This window comes from Chryseobacterium lathyri, assembly GCF_003290185.1.
GTDB classification, from domain to species: domain Bacteria; phylum Bacteroidota; class Bacteroidia; order Flavobacteriales; family Weeksellaceae; genus Chryseobacterium; species Chryseobacterium lathyri.
In genome coordinates, this window is sequence record NZ_QNFY01000012.1 from 115,809 (window position 1) to 133,569 (window position 17,761).

General features: G+C 38.3%; 14 protein-coding genes. 12 read left to right on the forward strand and 2 right to left on the reverse strand.

The window, feature by feature from the left end; all coding sequences use genetic code 11:
* The first annotated feature begins 13 nt into the window (after positions 1-13).
* The 7 genes from glmS to DRF61_RS17105 all read left to right on the forward strand — a co-directional run bounded on the left by glmS (position 14) and on the right by DRF61_RS17105 (position 8,185).
* Entirely contained in the window at positions 14-1,867 is a 1,854-nt protein-coding gene (gene glmS, locus DRF61_RS17075) for a glutamine--fructose-6-phosphate transaminase (isomerizing) (RefSeq protein ID WP_111959200.1), read from the forward strand.
* A gap of 108 nt (positions 1,868-1,975) precedes the next feature.
* Positions 1,976-3,397, forward strand: coding sequence for a T9SS ring complex lipoprotein PorK/GldK (gene porK / locus DRF61_RS17080; RefSeq protein ID WP_111959202.1), 1,422 nt, complete (start codon positions 1,976-1,978; stop codon positions 3,395-3,397).
* Positions 3,398-3,454: 57 nt separating this feature from the next.
* Positions 3,455-4,147, forward strand: a complete 693-nt coding sequence (gene porL / locus DRF61_RS17085; protein WP_111959204.1) for a type IX secretion system motor protein PorL/GldL — start codon at positions 3,455-3,457, stop codon at positions 4,145-4,147.
* A 53-nt stretch (positions 4,148-4,200) separates the two neighbouring features.
* Positions 4,201-5,793, forward strand: coding sequence for a type IX secretion system motor protein PorM/GldM (porM, locus tag DRF61_RS17090; RefSeq protein ID WP_111959206.1), 1,593 nt, complete (start codon positions 4,201-4,203; stop codon positions 5,791-5,793).
* A gap of 20 nt (positions 5,794-5,813) precedes the next feature.
* Positions 5,814-6,752: a type IX secretion system ring subunit PorN/GldN gene (gene porN, locus DRF61_RS17095; RefSeq protein WP_111959208.1), complete on the forward strand. Its 939-nt coding sequence runs from the start codon at positions 5,814-5,816 to the stop codon at positions 6,750-6,752.
* A gap of 54 nt (positions 6,753-6,806) precedes the next feature.
* Positions 6,807-7,841 (forward strand): NAD(P)/FAD-dependent oxidoreductase, encoded by a 1,035-nt coding sequence (locus DRF61_RS17100; RefSeq protein WP_111959210.1) that lies wholly within the window; start codon positions 6,807-6,809, stop codon positions 7,839-7,841.
* 86 nt (positions 7,842-7,927) lie between these two features.
* The gene (locus DRF61_RS17105; RefSeq protein WP_111959212.1) at positions 7,928-8,185 is read left to right on the forward strand and encodes a SemiSWEET transporter; all 258 of its coding nucleotides are present in this window, start codon (positions 7,928-7,930) and stop codon (positions 8,183-8,185) included.
* Positions 8,186-8,258: 73 nt separating this feature from the next.
* Here DRF61_RS17105 and DRF61_RS17110 read toward each other — a convergent pair whose 3' ends face one another.
* Positions 8,259-8,696, reverse strand: a complete 438-nt coding sequence (locus DRF61_RS17110; RefSeq protein WP_111959214.1) for an META domain-containing protein — start codon at positions 8,694-8,696, stop codon at positions 8,259-8,261.
* A gap of 30 nt (positions 8,697-8,726) precedes the next feature.
* Positions 8,727-9,119 carry a hypothetical protein gene (locus DRF61_RS17115; RefSeq protein WP_111959216.1) on the reverse strand — a complete coding sequence of 131 codons (393 nt, stop codon included), beginning with the start codon at positions 9,117-9,119 and terminating at the stop codon, positions 8,727-8,729.
* Positions 9,120-9,678: 559 nt separating this feature from the next.
* Between DRF61_RS17115 and DRF61_RS17120 the strand changes: the two genes are divergently transcribed.
* The 5 genes from DRF61_RS17120 (at position 9,679) to DRF61_RS17140 (ending at position 17,760) form a co-directional block, all read left to right on the forward strand.
* Positions 9,679-10,068 carry a hypothetical protein gene (locus DRF61_RS17120; RefSeq protein ID WP_111959218.1) on the forward strand — a complete coding sequence of 130 codons (390 nt, stop codon included), beginning with the start codon at positions 9,679-9,681 and terminating at the stop codon, positions 10,066-10,068.
* 148 nt (positions 10,069-10,216) lie between these two features.
* Positions 10,217-11,302, forward strand: a complete 1,086-nt coding sequence (locus DRF61_RS17125; RefSeq protein ID WP_174772333.1) for an efflux RND transporter periplasmic adaptor subunit — start codon at positions 10,217-10,219, stop codon at positions 11,300-11,302.
* 22 nt (positions 11,303-11,324) lie between these two features.
* On the forward strand, positions 11,325-14,519 hold the full coding sequence (locus DRF61_RS17130; RefSeq protein WP_111959219.1) for an efflux RND transporter permease subunit: 3,195 nt from the start codon (positions 11,325-11,327) through the stop codon (positions 14,517-14,519).
* Positions 14,506-15,948, forward strand: a complete 1,443-nt coding sequence (locus DRF61_RS17135; RefSeq protein ID WP_111959221.1) for a TolC family protein — start codon at positions 14,506-14,508, stop codon at positions 15,946-15,948. Before DRF61_RS17130 ends, DRF61_RS17135 begins: the two co-directional genes overlap by 14 nt.
* 243 nt (positions 15,949-16,191) lie before the next feature.
* Positions 16,192-17,760 (forward strand): T9SS type A sorting domain-containing protein, encoded by a 1,569-nt coding sequence (locus DRF61_RS17140; RefSeq protein WP_111959223.1) that lies wholly within the window; start codon positions 16,192-16,194, stop codon positions 17,758-17,760.
* Position 17,761 lies beyond the last annotated feature (1 nt).

The window sequence follows — 17,761 nt, forward strand, 5'->3', positions numbered from 1 at the left end:
CACTAGACAAAATATGTGCGGAATTGTAGGATATACAGGGTTTCAAGATGCGTATGACATTGTAATCAACGGTCTTAGAAGATTAGAATATAGAGGATATGACAGTGCAGGGATTGTCTTGGAAGGCTCAAACAATAAGTTTGAAGTAGAAAAGACAAAAGGTAAAGTAGATGACTTAGTCAATATTTCATCACAGTTAAAAGGGACCGCTAAAATAGGGATGGGACATACCAGATGGGCTACCCATGGAGTTCCAAGTGATAGAAACTCACACCCTCACTTATCAAACAACGGAAAAATCGCTCTTGTACATAACGGTATTATAGAAAACTATGATACTATTAAAACAATGCTTAGCGAAAAAGGATTTACTTTCAAATCCGAAACAGATACAGAAGTATTGGTGAATCTTATCCAATATTTCATGGATCTGAAGCCTGAAACAGATTTCCCGACAGCTGTAAGATATGCTTTGAATGAAGTATATGGAGCGTATGCTATTACTGTGCTTCATGAAGATTATCCGGGAGTACTGGTAGTTGCAAGACTTGGTTCTCCACTGGCAATCGGACTGGGAGATAAAGAATACTTTATTGCTTCTGATGCATCACCTTTCGTAGAATTTACCAAAGAAGCGATCTATCTTGAAGAAGGACATATGGCTACAATTTCATTGGAAAATGGAGTAGACATCAGAACGATTAATGATAACTCAAGAATTGAACCTGAAGTTCAGGAGCTTAAATTAAGCTTAGAACAGATTGAGAAAGGCGGATACGAGCATTTTATGCTTAAAGAAATTTTTGAACAGCCTAAATCTATTCATGATACAATGAGAGGGAGACTTCTTGTGGATGAAGGGATTATAAAAATGGCCGGTATCTGGGATCATTTGGAAAGATTTAAAAATGCGAACAGAATTATTATTATTGCCTGTGGTACTTCTTGGCATGCAGGTCTTATCGGGGAATATCTTATTGAAGAATATGCAAGGATTCCGGTAGAGGTAGAATATGCATCAGAATTCAGATACAGAAACCCGATTATTACGGATAAAGATGTGGTTATTGCAATCTCTCAATCTGGAGAAACAGCAGATACAATGGCTGCATTGAAGCTGGCAAAAGAAAAAGGAGCATTTATATATGGTATTTGTAATGTAGTGGATTCTTCAATTGCAAGAATTACAGACGCAGGTTCATATACTCATGCAGGGCCGGAAATTGGTGTTGCTTCTACAAAAGCATTTACTGCACAGCTTACCATCCTTAGCTTAATTGCATTAAAATTAGGAAAACATAACGGTAATTTAGGAAACGCTGAATTTATGAGCTTAATCGCTGAATTGGATGCTATCCCTAAAAAAATAGAAGAAGTTTTAAGTACAACCCACGAGTTAACTCAAAATATTGCAAAAGACTTTATAAACACAACAAATTTCCTTTATCTGGGAAGAGGATATAATTATCCTGCGGCATTGGAAGGCGCTTTAAAACTGAAAGAAATCTCCTATATCCATGCAGAAGGATATCCGGCAGCAGAAATGAAGCACGGACCTATCGCCCTTATCGATGAGAACATGCCAATCGTTATTATTGCCCCTAAAAAAGGACATTACGATAAGATTGTAAGCAACGTTCAGGAAATTAAGGCCAGAAAAGGAAAAGTGATTGCTGTAGTTAACAAAGGAGATAAGCAGGTAAGTGAAATGGCAGATTATGTTATTGAAATCCCTGAGACTTCAGAATGTTTCTCGCCAATCGTAGCATCTGTGCCTTTGCAGCTATTGGCTTACTACATTGCTGTATACCGAGGAGCCAATGTAGATCAGCCGAGAAACCTGGCAAAATCTGTAACCGTGGAATAAAAAACAGTTGTAAATAAAATAAATTTAGATTTCTTCCGTTATTTCAAAAAAAATCTTAAAAGTTTCTTAAAAAAATTATATATTTACGGCTTAATTATAAAAATTAACATGAAAAGGATATTTCTTTTATTATTGTCTGCGTCGGTAGCATCAGTATCTTGTTCAGGTGGTGGCAGTTCTTCTGTAGGGAAGCCTGGAACAAAAGGAGAATTGATACCAAGAGAAAAAACGAAATCATTTGTTGCGGAAAGACCATTTGGAATGGTTGGTATTCCTGCAGGTTCATTTGTTGCTGGTCTTGCAGATCAGGACCCAACAAATACTCCTGAAAAAGCTTCGTTGAAAACTGTTACTGTTTCCTCTTTCTTCATGGATGAAGCGGAAACTACCAATGCAGAGTACAGAGTATTTATCAATTATGTAAGAGATTCCATTGCGAGAACTCTACTAGCTGAAGCTGCTGGGGAAGGCGGTGAAGAAGGCGGACGTAGAGGAGCTAGCATCGGTGACTATGCATACCTTGCTAAAAAAGAAGAAAATTTAACACCTTATCAAGAATATTTAGAAGGCCAGGGAGGAAGAGAAGATGGAGGCTATGATGCAACTAAAAGACTAGACTGGAAAATCCCTTTACATTGGAGTACCGGAAAGTATCCTGATGTAGAATATGCAGAAGTTCTGGAATCTATGTATCTGCCTGCTTCTTCTAGAATCGGAAACGAAAGAATTTTAGACGTTAGTAAACTAAAATACAATTATCAGTGGGAAGATATGGATGCTGCACTTGCTGAGAACGAAAGAGGAGCCAACTTCCTTAAAAGTTCAAGCATTGCGATCTATCCGGATACTACAGTTTGGGTAAAAGATTTCCACTTTGCTTACAACGAGCCATTGTTCGAGCAATATTTCTGGCACAAAGCCTATAAAGATTATCCTGTAGTTGGGGTAACCTGGGATCAGGCAAGAGCTTACTGTAACTTCAGATCTAAACTGAAAACAGATTATAACGAAAGCTTAAAAAGAAAAAAACAAAGACCAATGAAGTTCCGTCTTCCTACAGAAATCGAGTGGGAATATGCTGCCAGAGGCGGAATGCAAAATGCTACTTATCCTTGGGGAGGTCCATACTTAATGGATGACAGAGGTTGCTATCTTGCCAACTTCAAACCTAAGAGAGGTAACTATATGGAAGACGATAAAAAAGGTACTTATACATATACAGCTCCAGTAAAGAAATTTAAGAAAAATGGATTTGGGTTATTTGATATGGCTGGAAACGTTTCTGAATGGACAGAATCTGCGTATAACAACTCTTCTTATGGATTCTCTTCTACATTAAATCCTTCTACGAAGAATAAAATAGATACGAAGAAGTCTGTAAGAGGTGGATCTTGGAAAGATATAGGATATGCCCTTATGACAGGTGCTAGAGATTGGGAAAGAAAAGATTCTGCAAGAAGCTATATCGGATTCAGAACTGTACAGGATATTCCTGAAGCAGCTGTTAAACCAAGAAGAGTTAACAGATAATTAACCAGACAATTTTTCAATAACAATTTTATTTAACATTAAAAAAACTAACTTAATATGTTTAAGACTAAAGATGCTTGGATGAATTTCTTTTATTCATTCGGTGCTGCAATTGTAATTCTTGGAGCTTGGCTTAAAATTACTCACATTACCTTGGGACCAATTAATGGTAATATGGCTCTTACAGTGGGTCTTATCACGGAGGCTATTATCTTTATTATTTTCGCATTTGACCCTCCGAAATCTGAAGAGTCTTATGCATGGGAAAATGTATATCCTGAACTATTGGATAAGCATGCCAACCCAAACCCTTTACACTCTAATGTGTCATCCAAAAGCAATGCACAGCAGTTTGCAGAATTAGAAAATTCTCTTTCAAATAAATTAGACAAAATGCTTCAGGAAGCAAAACTAGATGTTCAGTTATTTGACAGACTTAGAACAGGTATCGATAAGTTCTCCAGCTCTGTTGATCAGATCAACCAGACTGTGGACGTATCTGCTTCCACTCATAAATATAATGATCAGCTTAACAAAGCAGCTCAACATATGGAAAGCATGAATGCCTTATATGCAATGCAGCTTGAAAACGGTAAAAAACAATCTGAATTTGCTAACAAATATGTTGCTGATATGCAGAAATCTGCAGAGCAGTCTGAAAAATTCAATCAAGAGTTACAAGGTTTAACAACTAATCTTAACAGCTTAAACAGAGTTTATGGTGGTATGCTTACTGCTATGAAGTCTTAATTCCTAACCATTTCTAAATTTAACTACTTAATCAAAAACTAAAAGAAAAGAGAATGGCACAAGGAAAACAGACCCCTCGTCAGAAGATGATCAACCTGATGTATTTGGTGTTCATCGCGATGATGGCCCTAAATATTGATGCAGAAATCATCAGATCATACTATGACTCTACCAGAGCTTTGAATGAAACAAGAACTTTAACGGAAAAAAAGAATGAAAAAATCTTTGAAAAAACGTTAGAGGCTAAAGCTCAGCAGGTTCCGGATACCTATGCACAGCCTTGGGAACAGTATAAAGTTTTAAAAGGTAAAATCGATTTATTGGTATCATCTGCTCAGGGTATTAAAGATGCCTTGAAAAAACAGTCCGATTTCCATGATAGAGATCCAAAAACAGGAAAAGAGATTGATGTAAGTGAGAATTTCGCAGCATTGAACAACAATGAGGCGACTACAGAATACTTCTTCAAAGAAGGAGATGAGAATGCACCTTCAAAAGGAGCTTTAGAATTGAAAGCTAAAATTGATGATGTAAGAAATTATATCAATGCAACTTTTGGCAGCAATGCGCAATTAAAAGATTTGGTGGACAGAGCTAATAAATCTCTGATTGCCGAATATCCTAAAGGAAAATCTCCAAATGATAAGACCTGGTTTCAGAATAAATTCTATCACCAGCCGTTAATCGCTGCGATTTCAAACCTTGAGATCATCCAGAATGATGCTAGAAACGTACAGTCCGATGCATTGGCATTATTACTTCAGGAGAAAGTGGATGCGAATATCAAATTCTCAAGCTATGAGCCTATTGTTTCAGGTCCGGTAGATATCCAGGCAGGAAAACAGGCAGAAGTAAAAGTAATGTTAGGTACTTATTCCAATAGCAACAAGATCAGTATTTCTGGTGTAGGCAGAGTTGAAAATGGTAAGGGTATCACTTCAATATCAGGTTCTGGTATCGGAGAACATAAATTAGGAGGAACAATTACCTTAACGGATGCTTCAGGAAAACCTCAGAGTTTCCCATGGACGCACACGTATAATGTAATCGCAGGTCCAAGAGAAGTAAAACTTGAAAAAGGATTATTACTTTCTGCTGATAAAATGAACGTAATGTATAGAGGACTTGAGAACCCTGTTTCAGGATCTATCTTAGGTGCTGATAATTCTAAACTTTCATTATCTGCTCCGGGAGCATCTGTAAGAAATACAGGTCCAGGAAAATGGATCGTGAAGCCTACAACAGGTAACGTAGTTAGATTGACATTATCCGGAATTGATCCTTATGGAAAATCCGTATCTCAGGTATTTGAATATAGAATTAAAAATGTGCCGCCACCACAAGGTCAGATGAGAGGACAGAATGTATTGTCGATGCCGGCAACTTCTATTCCTAACCAGTCTGTACAGGCAGCGATTCCAGACTTCGACTTCCCGGTTTCATTCAATGTTACCCAGTTTATGGTTAGAGTTCCTGGAAGAGCAGCATTACTGATCCATGGAAATTCATTAAGTGATGCTGCAGGATTAGTTAAAAATCTTAGATCTGGAGATGTAGTTTCAATTTTCGAAATTAAAGCTACAGCACAAGGATTAGAAGGACAGCAGATTAAAAACATTACTCCTATAATTATTAATGTTCAATAGGACTAAAATTGTAATTTATTATGAAAAAATATATTAGCAGCCTTTTAGTATTAGTTTCGGGATTTGCTTTATCCCAGACTATTCTGAATGCTTCTTCTCCAGAAGAGTTCAGACAGATGAGAGAGGAAAACAAACAAAAAGTTGGTGATACTATTATTGATAACACAGTAAAGCCTCTTGAATATGGTTTTGTAGAAGATAAAGATATCCTTAAGAGTATGTTTGTTTGGGAGATCATTGATATGAATGATAAGATCAACCAGCCATTCTATTATGACAATCCGGATGGGCTTCTTTCTACGCCTACCAGATCTTTATACCAGTTATTATTAGATGGTGCATTGACAGGGAAGATTGAGCAGGTTTATGATGATGAAAACTTTACCGTGAAACTTTCACCGGAAGGCATTCAGAAAAGACTTGAAAAAGTAGTAATCAACGATGCTGCCATTGATATTCTTAACTCCGGAAGACAGTTAACTGAACAGGAGAAAAAAGAATATACCGACGTCTTCAAGACTACTACTGAAAAGGTAAAAGTCCTTAAGATCATGGGGATGTGGTTTATCGATAAGAGAGACGGACAGATGAAATACAGACCTCTGGGAATTGCAGCAATGGGACCAGATCCTGCTGTACAGGGAGTTATTGGACCAGATGGTAAGCCGATTGCCAGTAATGATGAGCTGATCGATTTATTCTGGATCTACTATCCGAATGCAAGAGATATTCTGGCAAACAACTATGTTTATAACAGAAAGAATTCTTCTGCTGACCTGTCTTTCGATGATATCATCAATGCAAGGAGATTCTCTTCAGTTATTTACAAATCATCAAGCGGTTTAGGTGATGGTACTATCAAGGACTATATTCCTAAAGATGCTGAAGATCAGTTGGAAGAAAGCGAAAGAATCAAGGCGCAGATCCTGAATATGGAAAATGATATGTGGAATTACTAGATTTCACTTGATATTTATACAAAACCTGAGTACTTTTACTCAGGTTTTTTTATTATGAAACATGTAGACTATATTATTGTTGGAGATGGATATGCGGGATTGTTTTTTGCTCATCAGTTGATTAAGCATAACAAATCTTTTGTACTCTTTTCAGAGGAGAGAAAGAGTGCTTCCCAGGTGTCTGCCGGAATTATCAATCCGGTGGTCCTCAAAAAATTTACGACCTTCTGGAAAGCACAGGAACAAATTGACTTTCTGAAAGACACTCTGAATGAAATAGAATCTTATACCGGGAAAAATTATCTCATCAATTCACCCATCCACCGGGTTTTTCATGACGGGAATGAGCAGAACCTTTGGCTCAAAAAATCAGATAACGAAGAACTTTCTAGCTTCCTTGATAAAAAATTCGATCATTTAGAGGTAGTAAAAAACGACTTTAACACGGGAAAGGTCAATCAGTCTGCCAGACTTCAGGTAAGTGGATTTTTCGGGGATCTATTTGATTTTTTAGAAAAAAAAGAACTCTTGATTAAAGAAAAGTTTGATTATGAAAAATTAGATGCTTCTTCAGCTACTTATAAAGATTTTCAGTGTAAGCATATTATATTTTGTGAAGGAATGGGAGTGAAAGAAAATCCTTTTTTCTCAGATATAGCTGTTATTCCCAACAAAGGACATCACATCAAAGTAAAACTCTCCGAAGAAATTCCAAAAGATATTACGATCAAAAAGAAACATTTCTTGTTCCCAACAGATAACGGACTCCATTTCTATGGCGGAACCTACGATCGAGAACAGCTTCATCATCATGTTGACGAATCTGCAGTTACACAGCTTGTGAATGGACTGTCGGAAATTTATCCGTATGATTTTGAAGTTAAAGAAGTGAATTTTGGTTTCAGGCCGACAGTAAAAGACAGGAGACCTATTATCGGAAGACATGCATCACACAAAAACCTGTATGTATTCAATGGCCTTGGGGCAAGAGGAATTCTGAATGGTTGTTATTTTTCAAAAAGCCTGTATCAGTTTATTGAAGACAATATTCCGCTTCACGAAGAAGTCTCCGGTGAAAGATTCAAATAGGTAAGGTGGAAGTAATACTATTGGCCTTTCAATTTATTACTGTTGCTGTGAAATTTGATGAAATACATTTTACAAGAATTGAAACTATGAATGAAAATATCCTGGGAATAATAGCTGGAGTCCTTACTTCCATCTCCATGATCCCCCAACTGATCAAAGTTATAAAAGAGAAAAATGTGGATGATATCTCCCTGGTCATGCTCATAGTGCTTATTACAGGCCTTTCGCTCTGGGTTTGGTACGGCTTTATAAAAGATGAGCTGCCCATTATTTTATCAAATGCTTTTGCTGTTCTGGTCAATATAAGCCTTCTGATCTGCTATATGATCTATAAAAAATCTTAAGAGAATTTATAATAAAAAAAGACGTTTCGCAAATTGTAAAACGTCTTTTTTATATCGTAAAATTTTAATTTAATTATGGTTGAAGAACAAATTTAGCCAAAGGAGCCATTCTTGCCTTATTCAATGTCAGCGTATTGCCGTTTACAGAATAATTATCTGCAGCAAGTACTGCTTTTGTAAATAATTGTTCAGTTTCAAGATCCTCACAGGCCATCATCGTAGACATTCCCTGGTTGAATTTAATTCTCATCATATCAGGCTTAATCTCAAAAGTGCCTCCAAATCCATTGCATCCGGCATGACCTTCATACCTCATACCTTCCGTATTAAGCTTAAAGTAAGGATTGTTCTTTGGGTTTTTAAGCCGGATCGGCTGTCCGTTCAGTTCCGTCAGCTTCCAAGTTTTTCCTGTAATATCTGTTGGCTTTTGCTCAGTAGCTGGTGTTGTTTTGCATGCCGTAAGAAATACAAATAAGAAAAGAGCAGACAAATAATAATATAAGTTTTTCATAATATATTTTGTGTAAGGTTGGTGATTAAATTAATAAGAAGCCATTTTTGTAGAGCCGGATCCTTTTGCTTCACGTTTTGCATGGAACAGGACCATATCTACATTTTTTTTCAGTAAAGTGATATTTCCCTTGATATTTGAATACTGATATTCCTCGTTGCTAGCAGTATACTCAGGAAGCGCATCACTTTTTTTCAGATCATAGGTTTTGCCCTCCAGATGTACTGTTGCCGTACCTTTTGTATGATTGATGATGACCTCAATTTTTTCCCCATAACTGTCGGTGAAAACATCTTTTGAAGTTTCATCTTTGCTTTCCGGTACTGTCTCTGTAAGTACCTCTGCTTCTTTGCCCGGATGCTTACACGCTGTTGAGGAAAGGACTGCCAGCCCGATAAGGACCGATGTAAATAATTTTTTCATAGTGATAAGTGATTGGTAAGTGTATCATGAAATAGTGATATTAATACTATATAAATTTACAAATATTTTTAATAAATATATGTTAATTTTACATAAATTAATCTGATATTTTTATCTGTTATGCATTACAGTTCTTTACAGGCGTTTTTATAAATCATAAAAAGACCGGATTTTTAAAGATTTGTAAAGAATAAACTACCGCAAGAATGCTCTTTGAGCTGTCGGCTTTAAGAATGAAATAGTACAGTTTTTTTCATAGGTACATTTGTTGTTTTAATTGATTGCAAAAGTATTAAAATTATATGATGCTGATACCCAGTAAAAAATGATTTAAATCATGCCGTTTAGAATTCCTTCTTTTTCATATTCAGTTAAAAATAATTACTCAATTCTAGATTTCTCTGTAAATAGTTATTTTGAAACTCTTTATTTAGATTCAACAAGAACTTCAGTATTTCTAATGGCTAAATTTTTTTCTTCAGCTAATTTAAAGGAGAGTTAAATTTTGTTAATCTGCTATGAGGATATACATATCTAAATGTACATTTGCCACTTCAAAATGAGAAACTTTCTAATATACTTTTTGACTGGCCTTTTTCTGCTCTTCGTAGTAGAAAGCAGGCTTAGCGTTAAAACACTTCGAAATGACTATGCAGGTCATGTTTCTCACCATATGCCTAAAAAAGCCAATAAGCTGAACCAGACTTTCGAAAAACTCTCCGTACAGCAGATGGCAGACAATGTAGACAATGCCAGCTTAGAACTTACTGAAGAAGATTTTCAGCTTTCTGACACCATACAGATTATTGCTGTATTTGCAGGAGTATTCAGTCTTGTTTATATTTTTGGCCTTCGTTCCTTTAAAAGCAGAAAACCTGGTTTTCACGGTTTTCTTTCGCTCTATTCCAATGTTAAAACATTCATTCTGATCCGTTCTATCAGAATTTAAAATTCATTTTTCCCAATTTATTTTCTGTCCTCAGTCCGGATAGGAAATATCCTGCGTTGCATATGCCAATAATCTTATGGCGCAGGATCTCTATTACCAAACATTCTTATTTTCAAAACATTAACGATTTATATTAAACTCTAGAATTATGATCAAAAGAGTTGCCTCAGGCATTGCGATAAGCACCCTTTTATTGACTGTTGGCTGCAGTCAGAAGAAAGAAGAAAAAGAAGAAGCCACAGTATATCCCGTCACAAGTCCTGTAAAAATGGATACCGTGATTAATAAAGAATACGTAGCCCAGATCCAGTCTGTGAAAAACATCGAAGTCCGTGCGCAGGAGAAAGGATTCCTTGAAAAAATTTATGTAGATGAAGGACAGTATGTACACGCAGGACAGACCCTGTTCAGAATTATGCCTCAGCTGTACCAGGCTGAATTATTAAAAGCGAAAGCAGAAGTAGAGCAGGCTACCATCGAATTAAAAAATGCAAGCACCCTGGCCAGTAACAACATTGTTTCTAAAAATGAAAGAGCAATGGCCAAAGCTAAGTTGGATGCTGCCAATGCTGAAATGAAACTGGCACAGATCCATTTATCTTTTACAGATATCAAAGCGCCATTCTCAGGGGTAATCAACAGAATTCCTTTAAAACTGGGAAGCCTTGTAGACGAAGGTGATCTGTTAACTTCTTTATCAGACAACACCAACGTTTACAGCTATTTCAATGTTTCAGAACCTGAATATTTAACTTATCAGACACACGCTGCCGACAGAGGGAGCAATCAGGTATCTCTGATTATGGCTAATGGCGAAATGCTTTCTCAGAAAGGAGAAATTCAGACCATAGAAGGAGAATTCGACAATGAAACAGGAAATATTGCCTTCAGAGCAAAATTCCCGAACCCCGACAAACTGCTTAGAAATGGCGAAACCGGAAAAGTACAGATGACTCTTCCTGTGCATAATGCGCTTATCATTCCGCAGAAAGCGACTTATGAAATTCAGGATCAGAAATATGTATTCATCATCGATAAAAAGGGAATGGCAAAATCCAGAAATATAAAAATAGCTTACGAGCTGCCGGATCTTTATGTGGTAGCTTCAGGGCTTGAACAAGGAGATAAAATCCTTTTAGAAGGGGTACAGAAAGTAAAAGACGACCAAAAAATACAGACCAAATTCCAGGATCCTAAAAAAGTTCTTCAGTCATTGAAACTAAAAGCAGAGTAGTCTACTCGTAAAACGAAGCAGTATGTTTAAGAAATTCATCCGCAGACCTGTTCTGTCTATTGTGATCTCACTGATCATTGTATTTATGGGGATTCTGTCGCTGGTAAAACTTCCAGTGACCCAGTTTCCCTCCATTTCACCACCTAAAGTAAATATCACCGCAGAATATCCGGGAGCCAACAACGAACTATTGATTAAATCAGTAGTTATTCCCCTCGAAAGAGGCCTGAATGGAGTTCCGGGTATGAAATATATGACCTCCGATGCCGGTAACGATGGCGAAGCTTCCATTCAGATCGTATTTGATCTCGGAACAGATCCCAATGTTGCTGCGGTAAACGTTCAAAACCGTGTATCTTCCGTTGTTAACAAGCTGCCGCCTCTGGTAGTGCGTGAAGGGGTAAAAATTACCCGTGAAGAACCCAACATGTTGATGTACATTAACCTGTACAGTGATGATCCGAAAGCTGACCAGAAATTCCTTTTCAACTATGCCGATATCAACGTGATGTCTGAATTGAGAAGGGTAAGTGGAGTAGGGTTCGCAGATATCCTCGGAACCCGTGAATATGCTATGCGTATCTGGCTTAAACCGGACAGGCTGACCGCTTACAACATTTCCGCAGACGAAGTGATGGAATCCCTGAACCAGCAGAGTTTGGAAGCTTCCCCCGGAAAAACAGGGGAAAGTTCAGGAAAACGCTCCCAGTCCTTTGAATATATTCTGAAATATTCCGGACGTTTCAATAATGAAAAAGATTACGGAAATATTATCTTAAAAGCAAAACCGGGTGGAGAATTTGTAAGATTAAAAGATGTGGCTGATATAGAATTCGGCTCCTCAATGTATGATATCTATTCTACATTGAATGGAAAGCCTTCTGCAGCGATCACTGTAAAACAGTCTTACGGTTCCAATGCAAGTGACGTTATCAAAAATGTAAAAACTTTGATGAAAGATCTTGAGAAAAACAACTTCCCGAAAGGAATGCATTACGACATCAGTTATGATGTTTCCAGATTCCTGGATGCATCCATGGAAAAGGTTATTCATACCTTATTTGAAGCCTTTATCCTGGTAGCAATCGTGGTATTCCTGTTCCTTGGAGACTGGCGTTCAACCTTAATTCCTGCGCTGGCGGTTCCGGTTTCACTGGTTGGTACATTTGCCGTCATGTCCGCATTTGGAATTACGCTAAACATGATCTCGCTCTTTGCATTGGTAATGGCCATCGGGGTCGTTGTCGATGATGCAATCGTAGTGATTGAAGCCGTCCATGCCAAGATGGAAGAAAAAGGACTTTCCCCATTAAAGGCGACGGAAGAGGCCATGCATGAAATCAGTGGGGCGATTATCGCAATCACTTTGGTTATGGCATCCGTATTCATCCCGATTGCATTCATGTCCGGTCCGGTGGGAGTATTTTACCGTCAGTTTTCCATTACCATGGCTTCAGCGATTATTCTTTCAGGGGTTGTAGCCTTGACACTGACTCCGGCTTTATGTGCTTTGATTTTAAGAAACACTCACGGAAAAGCCAAAAAGAAAACCCCAATTACCATTTTCCTGGATAAATTCAACAATTTATTTACAAAAGGTGCCGGGAAGTATGAGAAAATGCTGAATAAAACGGTTAAGAAAAAATCCATCACGCTTCCTTTACTTCTGGCATTTTGTGCCTGTACATATTTCTTAAGCAACTCACTTCCTTCAGGATTTATTCCGGCGGAAGACCAGGGAATGATCTATGCCATTATTCAGACCCCTCCGGGATCTACTTTGGAAAGAACCAACCAGATTGCCAAAGAATTATTAAGGGAATCTGAAGATATCGATGGTGTACAGTCCGTTTCTTCACTGGCAGGATACGAAATCCTGACGGAAGGTACCGGATCCAACTCAGGAACCTGTCTGATCAACCTTAAAAGCTGGGAAGAGCGAAAAGAATCTGCTGCTGAGATTATTGAAAAGCTTGAAGAAAAAGCCAAAAATATTCCCGGTGCCAATATAGAATTCTTCCAGCCGCCTTCCATTCCGGGTTATGGTGCCGCAGGAGGTTTTGAGCTCCGTTTGCTTGATAAGGCAGGAAGCGGAGATTACCATAAAATGGAACAGGTAAGTAATGATTTTGTAAGAGAACTGAAAAAACGTCCTGAGCTTGGATCTGCATTTACATTCTATTCTGCAAGTTTCCCTCAGTATATGTTGAAGGTAGATAATGACCTTGCGGAACAGAAAGGAGTAACGATAGAAAATGCAATGGATAACCTGTCTACCTTAATAGGGTCTAACTATGAGACCAGTTTTATCCGTTTCGACAGACCTTATAAAGTAATTGTGCAGGCAGGTCCTCAATACCGGGCTTTGCCTACAGATCTCCTGAAACTATATGTGAAAAATGATAAAGACCAGATGGTTCCGTATTCAGACTTTATGAGAATGGAAAAAGTATATGGATTGTCAGAAATTACAAGACATAATATGTATAATTCTGCAGAAGTAAGTGGAACTCCGGCTCCGGGATACAGTAGCGGTCAGGCTATTAAAGCAATCCAGGAGGTGGCGGATAAGACCCTTCCTAGAGGTTTTGGTATTGACTGGGCAGGTATTTCCAAAGATGAAGTGAGCAGAGGGAACGAGGCTGTGTTTATCTTCCTGGTCTGTCTCGGATTTGTATATCTGATCCTTGCAGCACAGTACGAAAGCTTTATTCTGCCGCTGCCGGTGATCTTATCGCTTCCGACAGGTATTTTTGGAGCATTCTTATGCTTGAAATTACTAGGTCTGGAAAATAACATCTATGCTCAGGTAGCCATGGTCATGTTGATTGGTCTGTTAGGTAAAAATGCGGTACTGATCGTAGAATTTGCCGTTCAGAAGAAAGCAGAAGAAGGAATTCCTGTAGCGAAAGCGGCTATCGAAGGGGCGGCGATCCGTTTCCGTCCAATCTTGATGACTTCATTTGCCTTTATTGCAGGCCTTATTCCATTGGTAATCGCAACCGGACCGGGAGCTGTAGGAAACAGGACAATTGGTACTGCAGCTGCAGGAGGAATGCTGATAGGAACTATTTTCGGACTGATGATTATTCCGGGGCTGTATTATATTTTCGGAACCATCGCAGAGAAATCGAGACTGGCAAGATATGAAGAGGAAAATCCTTTAACAGAACAAACTGAACCTTATCAACACGATAACAAACATGAAGATTTATAATAAATATATAGCAGCCATTGCTCTATCGCTTATCCTCGTAGGCTGTAGAGCTCCTATGGCCACCGTTATAAAAGATGAAGTAAAAGAAAACCTGCCTCAGAATTTCAATCAGGAAGAGCAACAGGATGTCAGCGCAAACAGTGGGACAACTCCCTGGAGACAGTTTTTTACAGATCCAAATCTGGTGAGCTTAATCGAAACCGCTTTGAAAAACAATCAGGAATTACTGATTACACTTCAGGAAATTGAAATTGCGAAAAGTGGGGTATTGGCTAAAAAAGGAAAACTGACACCAACGGTATCAGCCGGAATAGGAGCTGGAATAAAAAAAGCTGGCCGCTATACCAGTGAAGGAGCCGGTGATGCCACTACAGAAATAGAACCCGGAAAAGAAATGCCCGATCCTTTGGGCAATTTTGAAGGCGGATTAATGGCCAACTGGGAGATTGATATCTGGAAAAAGCTCAGAACTGAAAAAGAAGCGGCTGTTGCTCATTATCTTTCTACCGTGGAGGGGAAAAACTTTGTATTATCCAATCTTATTGAAGAAGTAGCGGACAATTATTATGAATTGTTGGCGCTGGATAATCAATTAGATATTATTCAGCAATATATTAAGCTGCAGGAACGAGCGCTGGAAATTTCCAAAATTCAGAAAGAAGCTGCAGCGGCTACGGAACTGGCTGTTAAGAAATTTGAGGCGGAACTGGCAAAATCCAAAGCTGCAGAATATACGATTCGTCAGGATATCACAGAGAAAGAAAACCAGATTAATGCGCTTTTGGGAAGATATCCTCAGCCTATCATGAGAACGAAAGAAAGCTTTATGTCTACAATGCCACAGACTGTTTACACAGGAATACCGTCTCAGTTATTAGCTAACCGTCCGGATATTAAACAGGCAGAACTGGAATTAAAAGCTGCAAAACTGGATGTACAGGCTGCAAGAAAGGAATTTTATCCGTCACTGGAAATTTCTGCAACATTAGGATTGGAAGCCTTCAAACCTTCTTATCTGGTTAAGTTGCCGGAGTCTATTGCTTCCAGTCTGGCTGGGGAGCTTGCCGGGCCATTAATTAATAAAAGTGCAATCAAAGCGAACTTTCAGACTGCTGATGCAAGACAAATACAGTCGCTGTACGAATATGACAAAACGATTTTACACGCTTATCTGGATGTAGCGAATCTTATGTCAAAGGTTAAGAATATAGATCAGTACTATCAGTTGAAGTCGCAGGAGACCAAAGCGCTTGATCAGTCTATTGATATAGCGAATCAGTTATTCAAAAATTCAAGAGCGGATTATCTTGAGGTTCTTCTGAATCAGAGAGATGCTCTGGATGCCAAAATGGAGCTGATTGAAGCTAAGCAGAAACAGCTGAGCACCGTTGTAGACATCTACAAAAGTTTAGGGGGTGGCTGGAAATAAGACATCATAATTCTATCAATAAAACAGTTAATGTTTTGAGCTGATCCCTTCGGGGATTGGCTCTTTTTGTTTTTTATGAATGAGATTTTATTGCATTTAGGATTAATTTTATTCACTGGTTGTTTGAAATAGACAGAAAATATTCTTGTATATAAAAATTTAGATTAAATCTCAAGGGTGGGACTTGAAATGCGTTAAAAAATGTTAAATTTGCAAAAATATATTAACTAACAACACCAATAGATGAAAAAACTCTACATGAGTGCATTTACTATGTGCATAGTTCTGGGCCTGTCTGCCCAGGAAGTATTGTGGCAGAAAGACATTAAGTCTTCCACCCAGGATTTTCTAAGCCAGGTTACAACAACCATTGACGGTCAATATTTAATTACAGGAAGCAGTATTCAATCCGGCTCCTCGACGGACTCAGGGACCTCAAATAGTAAACAAAATAACGGTTACGATTTCCATCTGGTCAAATTAAATCAGCAGGGAGAAGAAGTATGGGAAAAATACTTTTCAGGTCAAAATCATGATTATCTGTCAGCTTCTGTTGCTACCCAAGACGGAGGATTTTTAATTTCCGGGACCTCGTATTCAAGCAAAGGGCTTAATAAAAAAGAAGATTCCAAAGGAGGATCTGATATCTGGATCATCAGATTAAATGAATTTGGTGATGAGCTTTGGCAAAAAACATTAGGAAGTTCTTCCGATGAGGAAGCCAGATCTGTGATTCAGACTACAGATTTAGGATTCTTTGTAGCTGGTAACGTTCAGAATTCAGCTAAGGGTTATGGTTCAAAAGATGTTTTGATTGTAAAACTCGATAAGGATGGAAAAGAACTCTCTCAGTCAGTTTTAGGAGGAAAAGGTTTAGATGAAGTAGAGAAAATGATTCCAACGAAAGACGGCGGAGCTTTGCTAGGAATCTATTCCAGAAGTGCTACAGGTGGCTCAAAGAAAACCGAAAACTTTGGTGAAGGAGATTACTGGGTAATCAAGCTTAACAAGGATGGAAAGGTTGAATGGGAAAAGAATTTTGGTGGCAAAGCAGATGACCACATCAGAACCCTTGCCTTGACCTCAAACGGATATATTATTGGAGGAGAAAGCCGATCCGAACGATCAGGATCTAAGACAGTTGGAATAGAAGAAGGTACAGATTTATGGCTTATCTCACTTAACGAAAGAGGGGAAGAGATCTGGCAGAAATCTTACAATTTTGGGAACAGAGATATTCTGATGGGAACGAGTGTAATCCAGAGTCAAGATTCAAGAGCCAAGAGCCAAGATGTCACAAAAGGAATTCTTTTAGGAGGGTATACCCAGGCAGAAGGAAAAATTGAGACTGATGATGAAACCTTCTGGATGCTGTATCTGGACCAGGACGGTAATGAACAGTGGAGAAAACATGTAAAAGGCGAATCCAGAAAACGTGAGGAAAGATTGTCTGATATAAAACTGAACAGAGATGGCTCCATTATTCTGGCTGGAACCAGCGCAGAAGAACTTGGAAAAGAGAACTGGAAGATCGTGAAGTTGGGTGATAAACAGCTTGATCAGTTGATTGAAAAGCAGGACATCAAGATTTATCCCAACCCGGTTTCAGACTATGCGTATGTGGAAATAGGCTTTGACTTTAAAGAAGCTGATATTATGCTGTATGATATGGGAGGGAGACAGCTTCAGATTTTAAAGACTAAGAATAAGGTTACTAAGATTAATACTCAGAATTTGATACAGGGGGCTTATCTGGTGATGATAAAAACGGATACTAATAAAACAGCAAGTGCGAAAATTATTAAGAAATAAA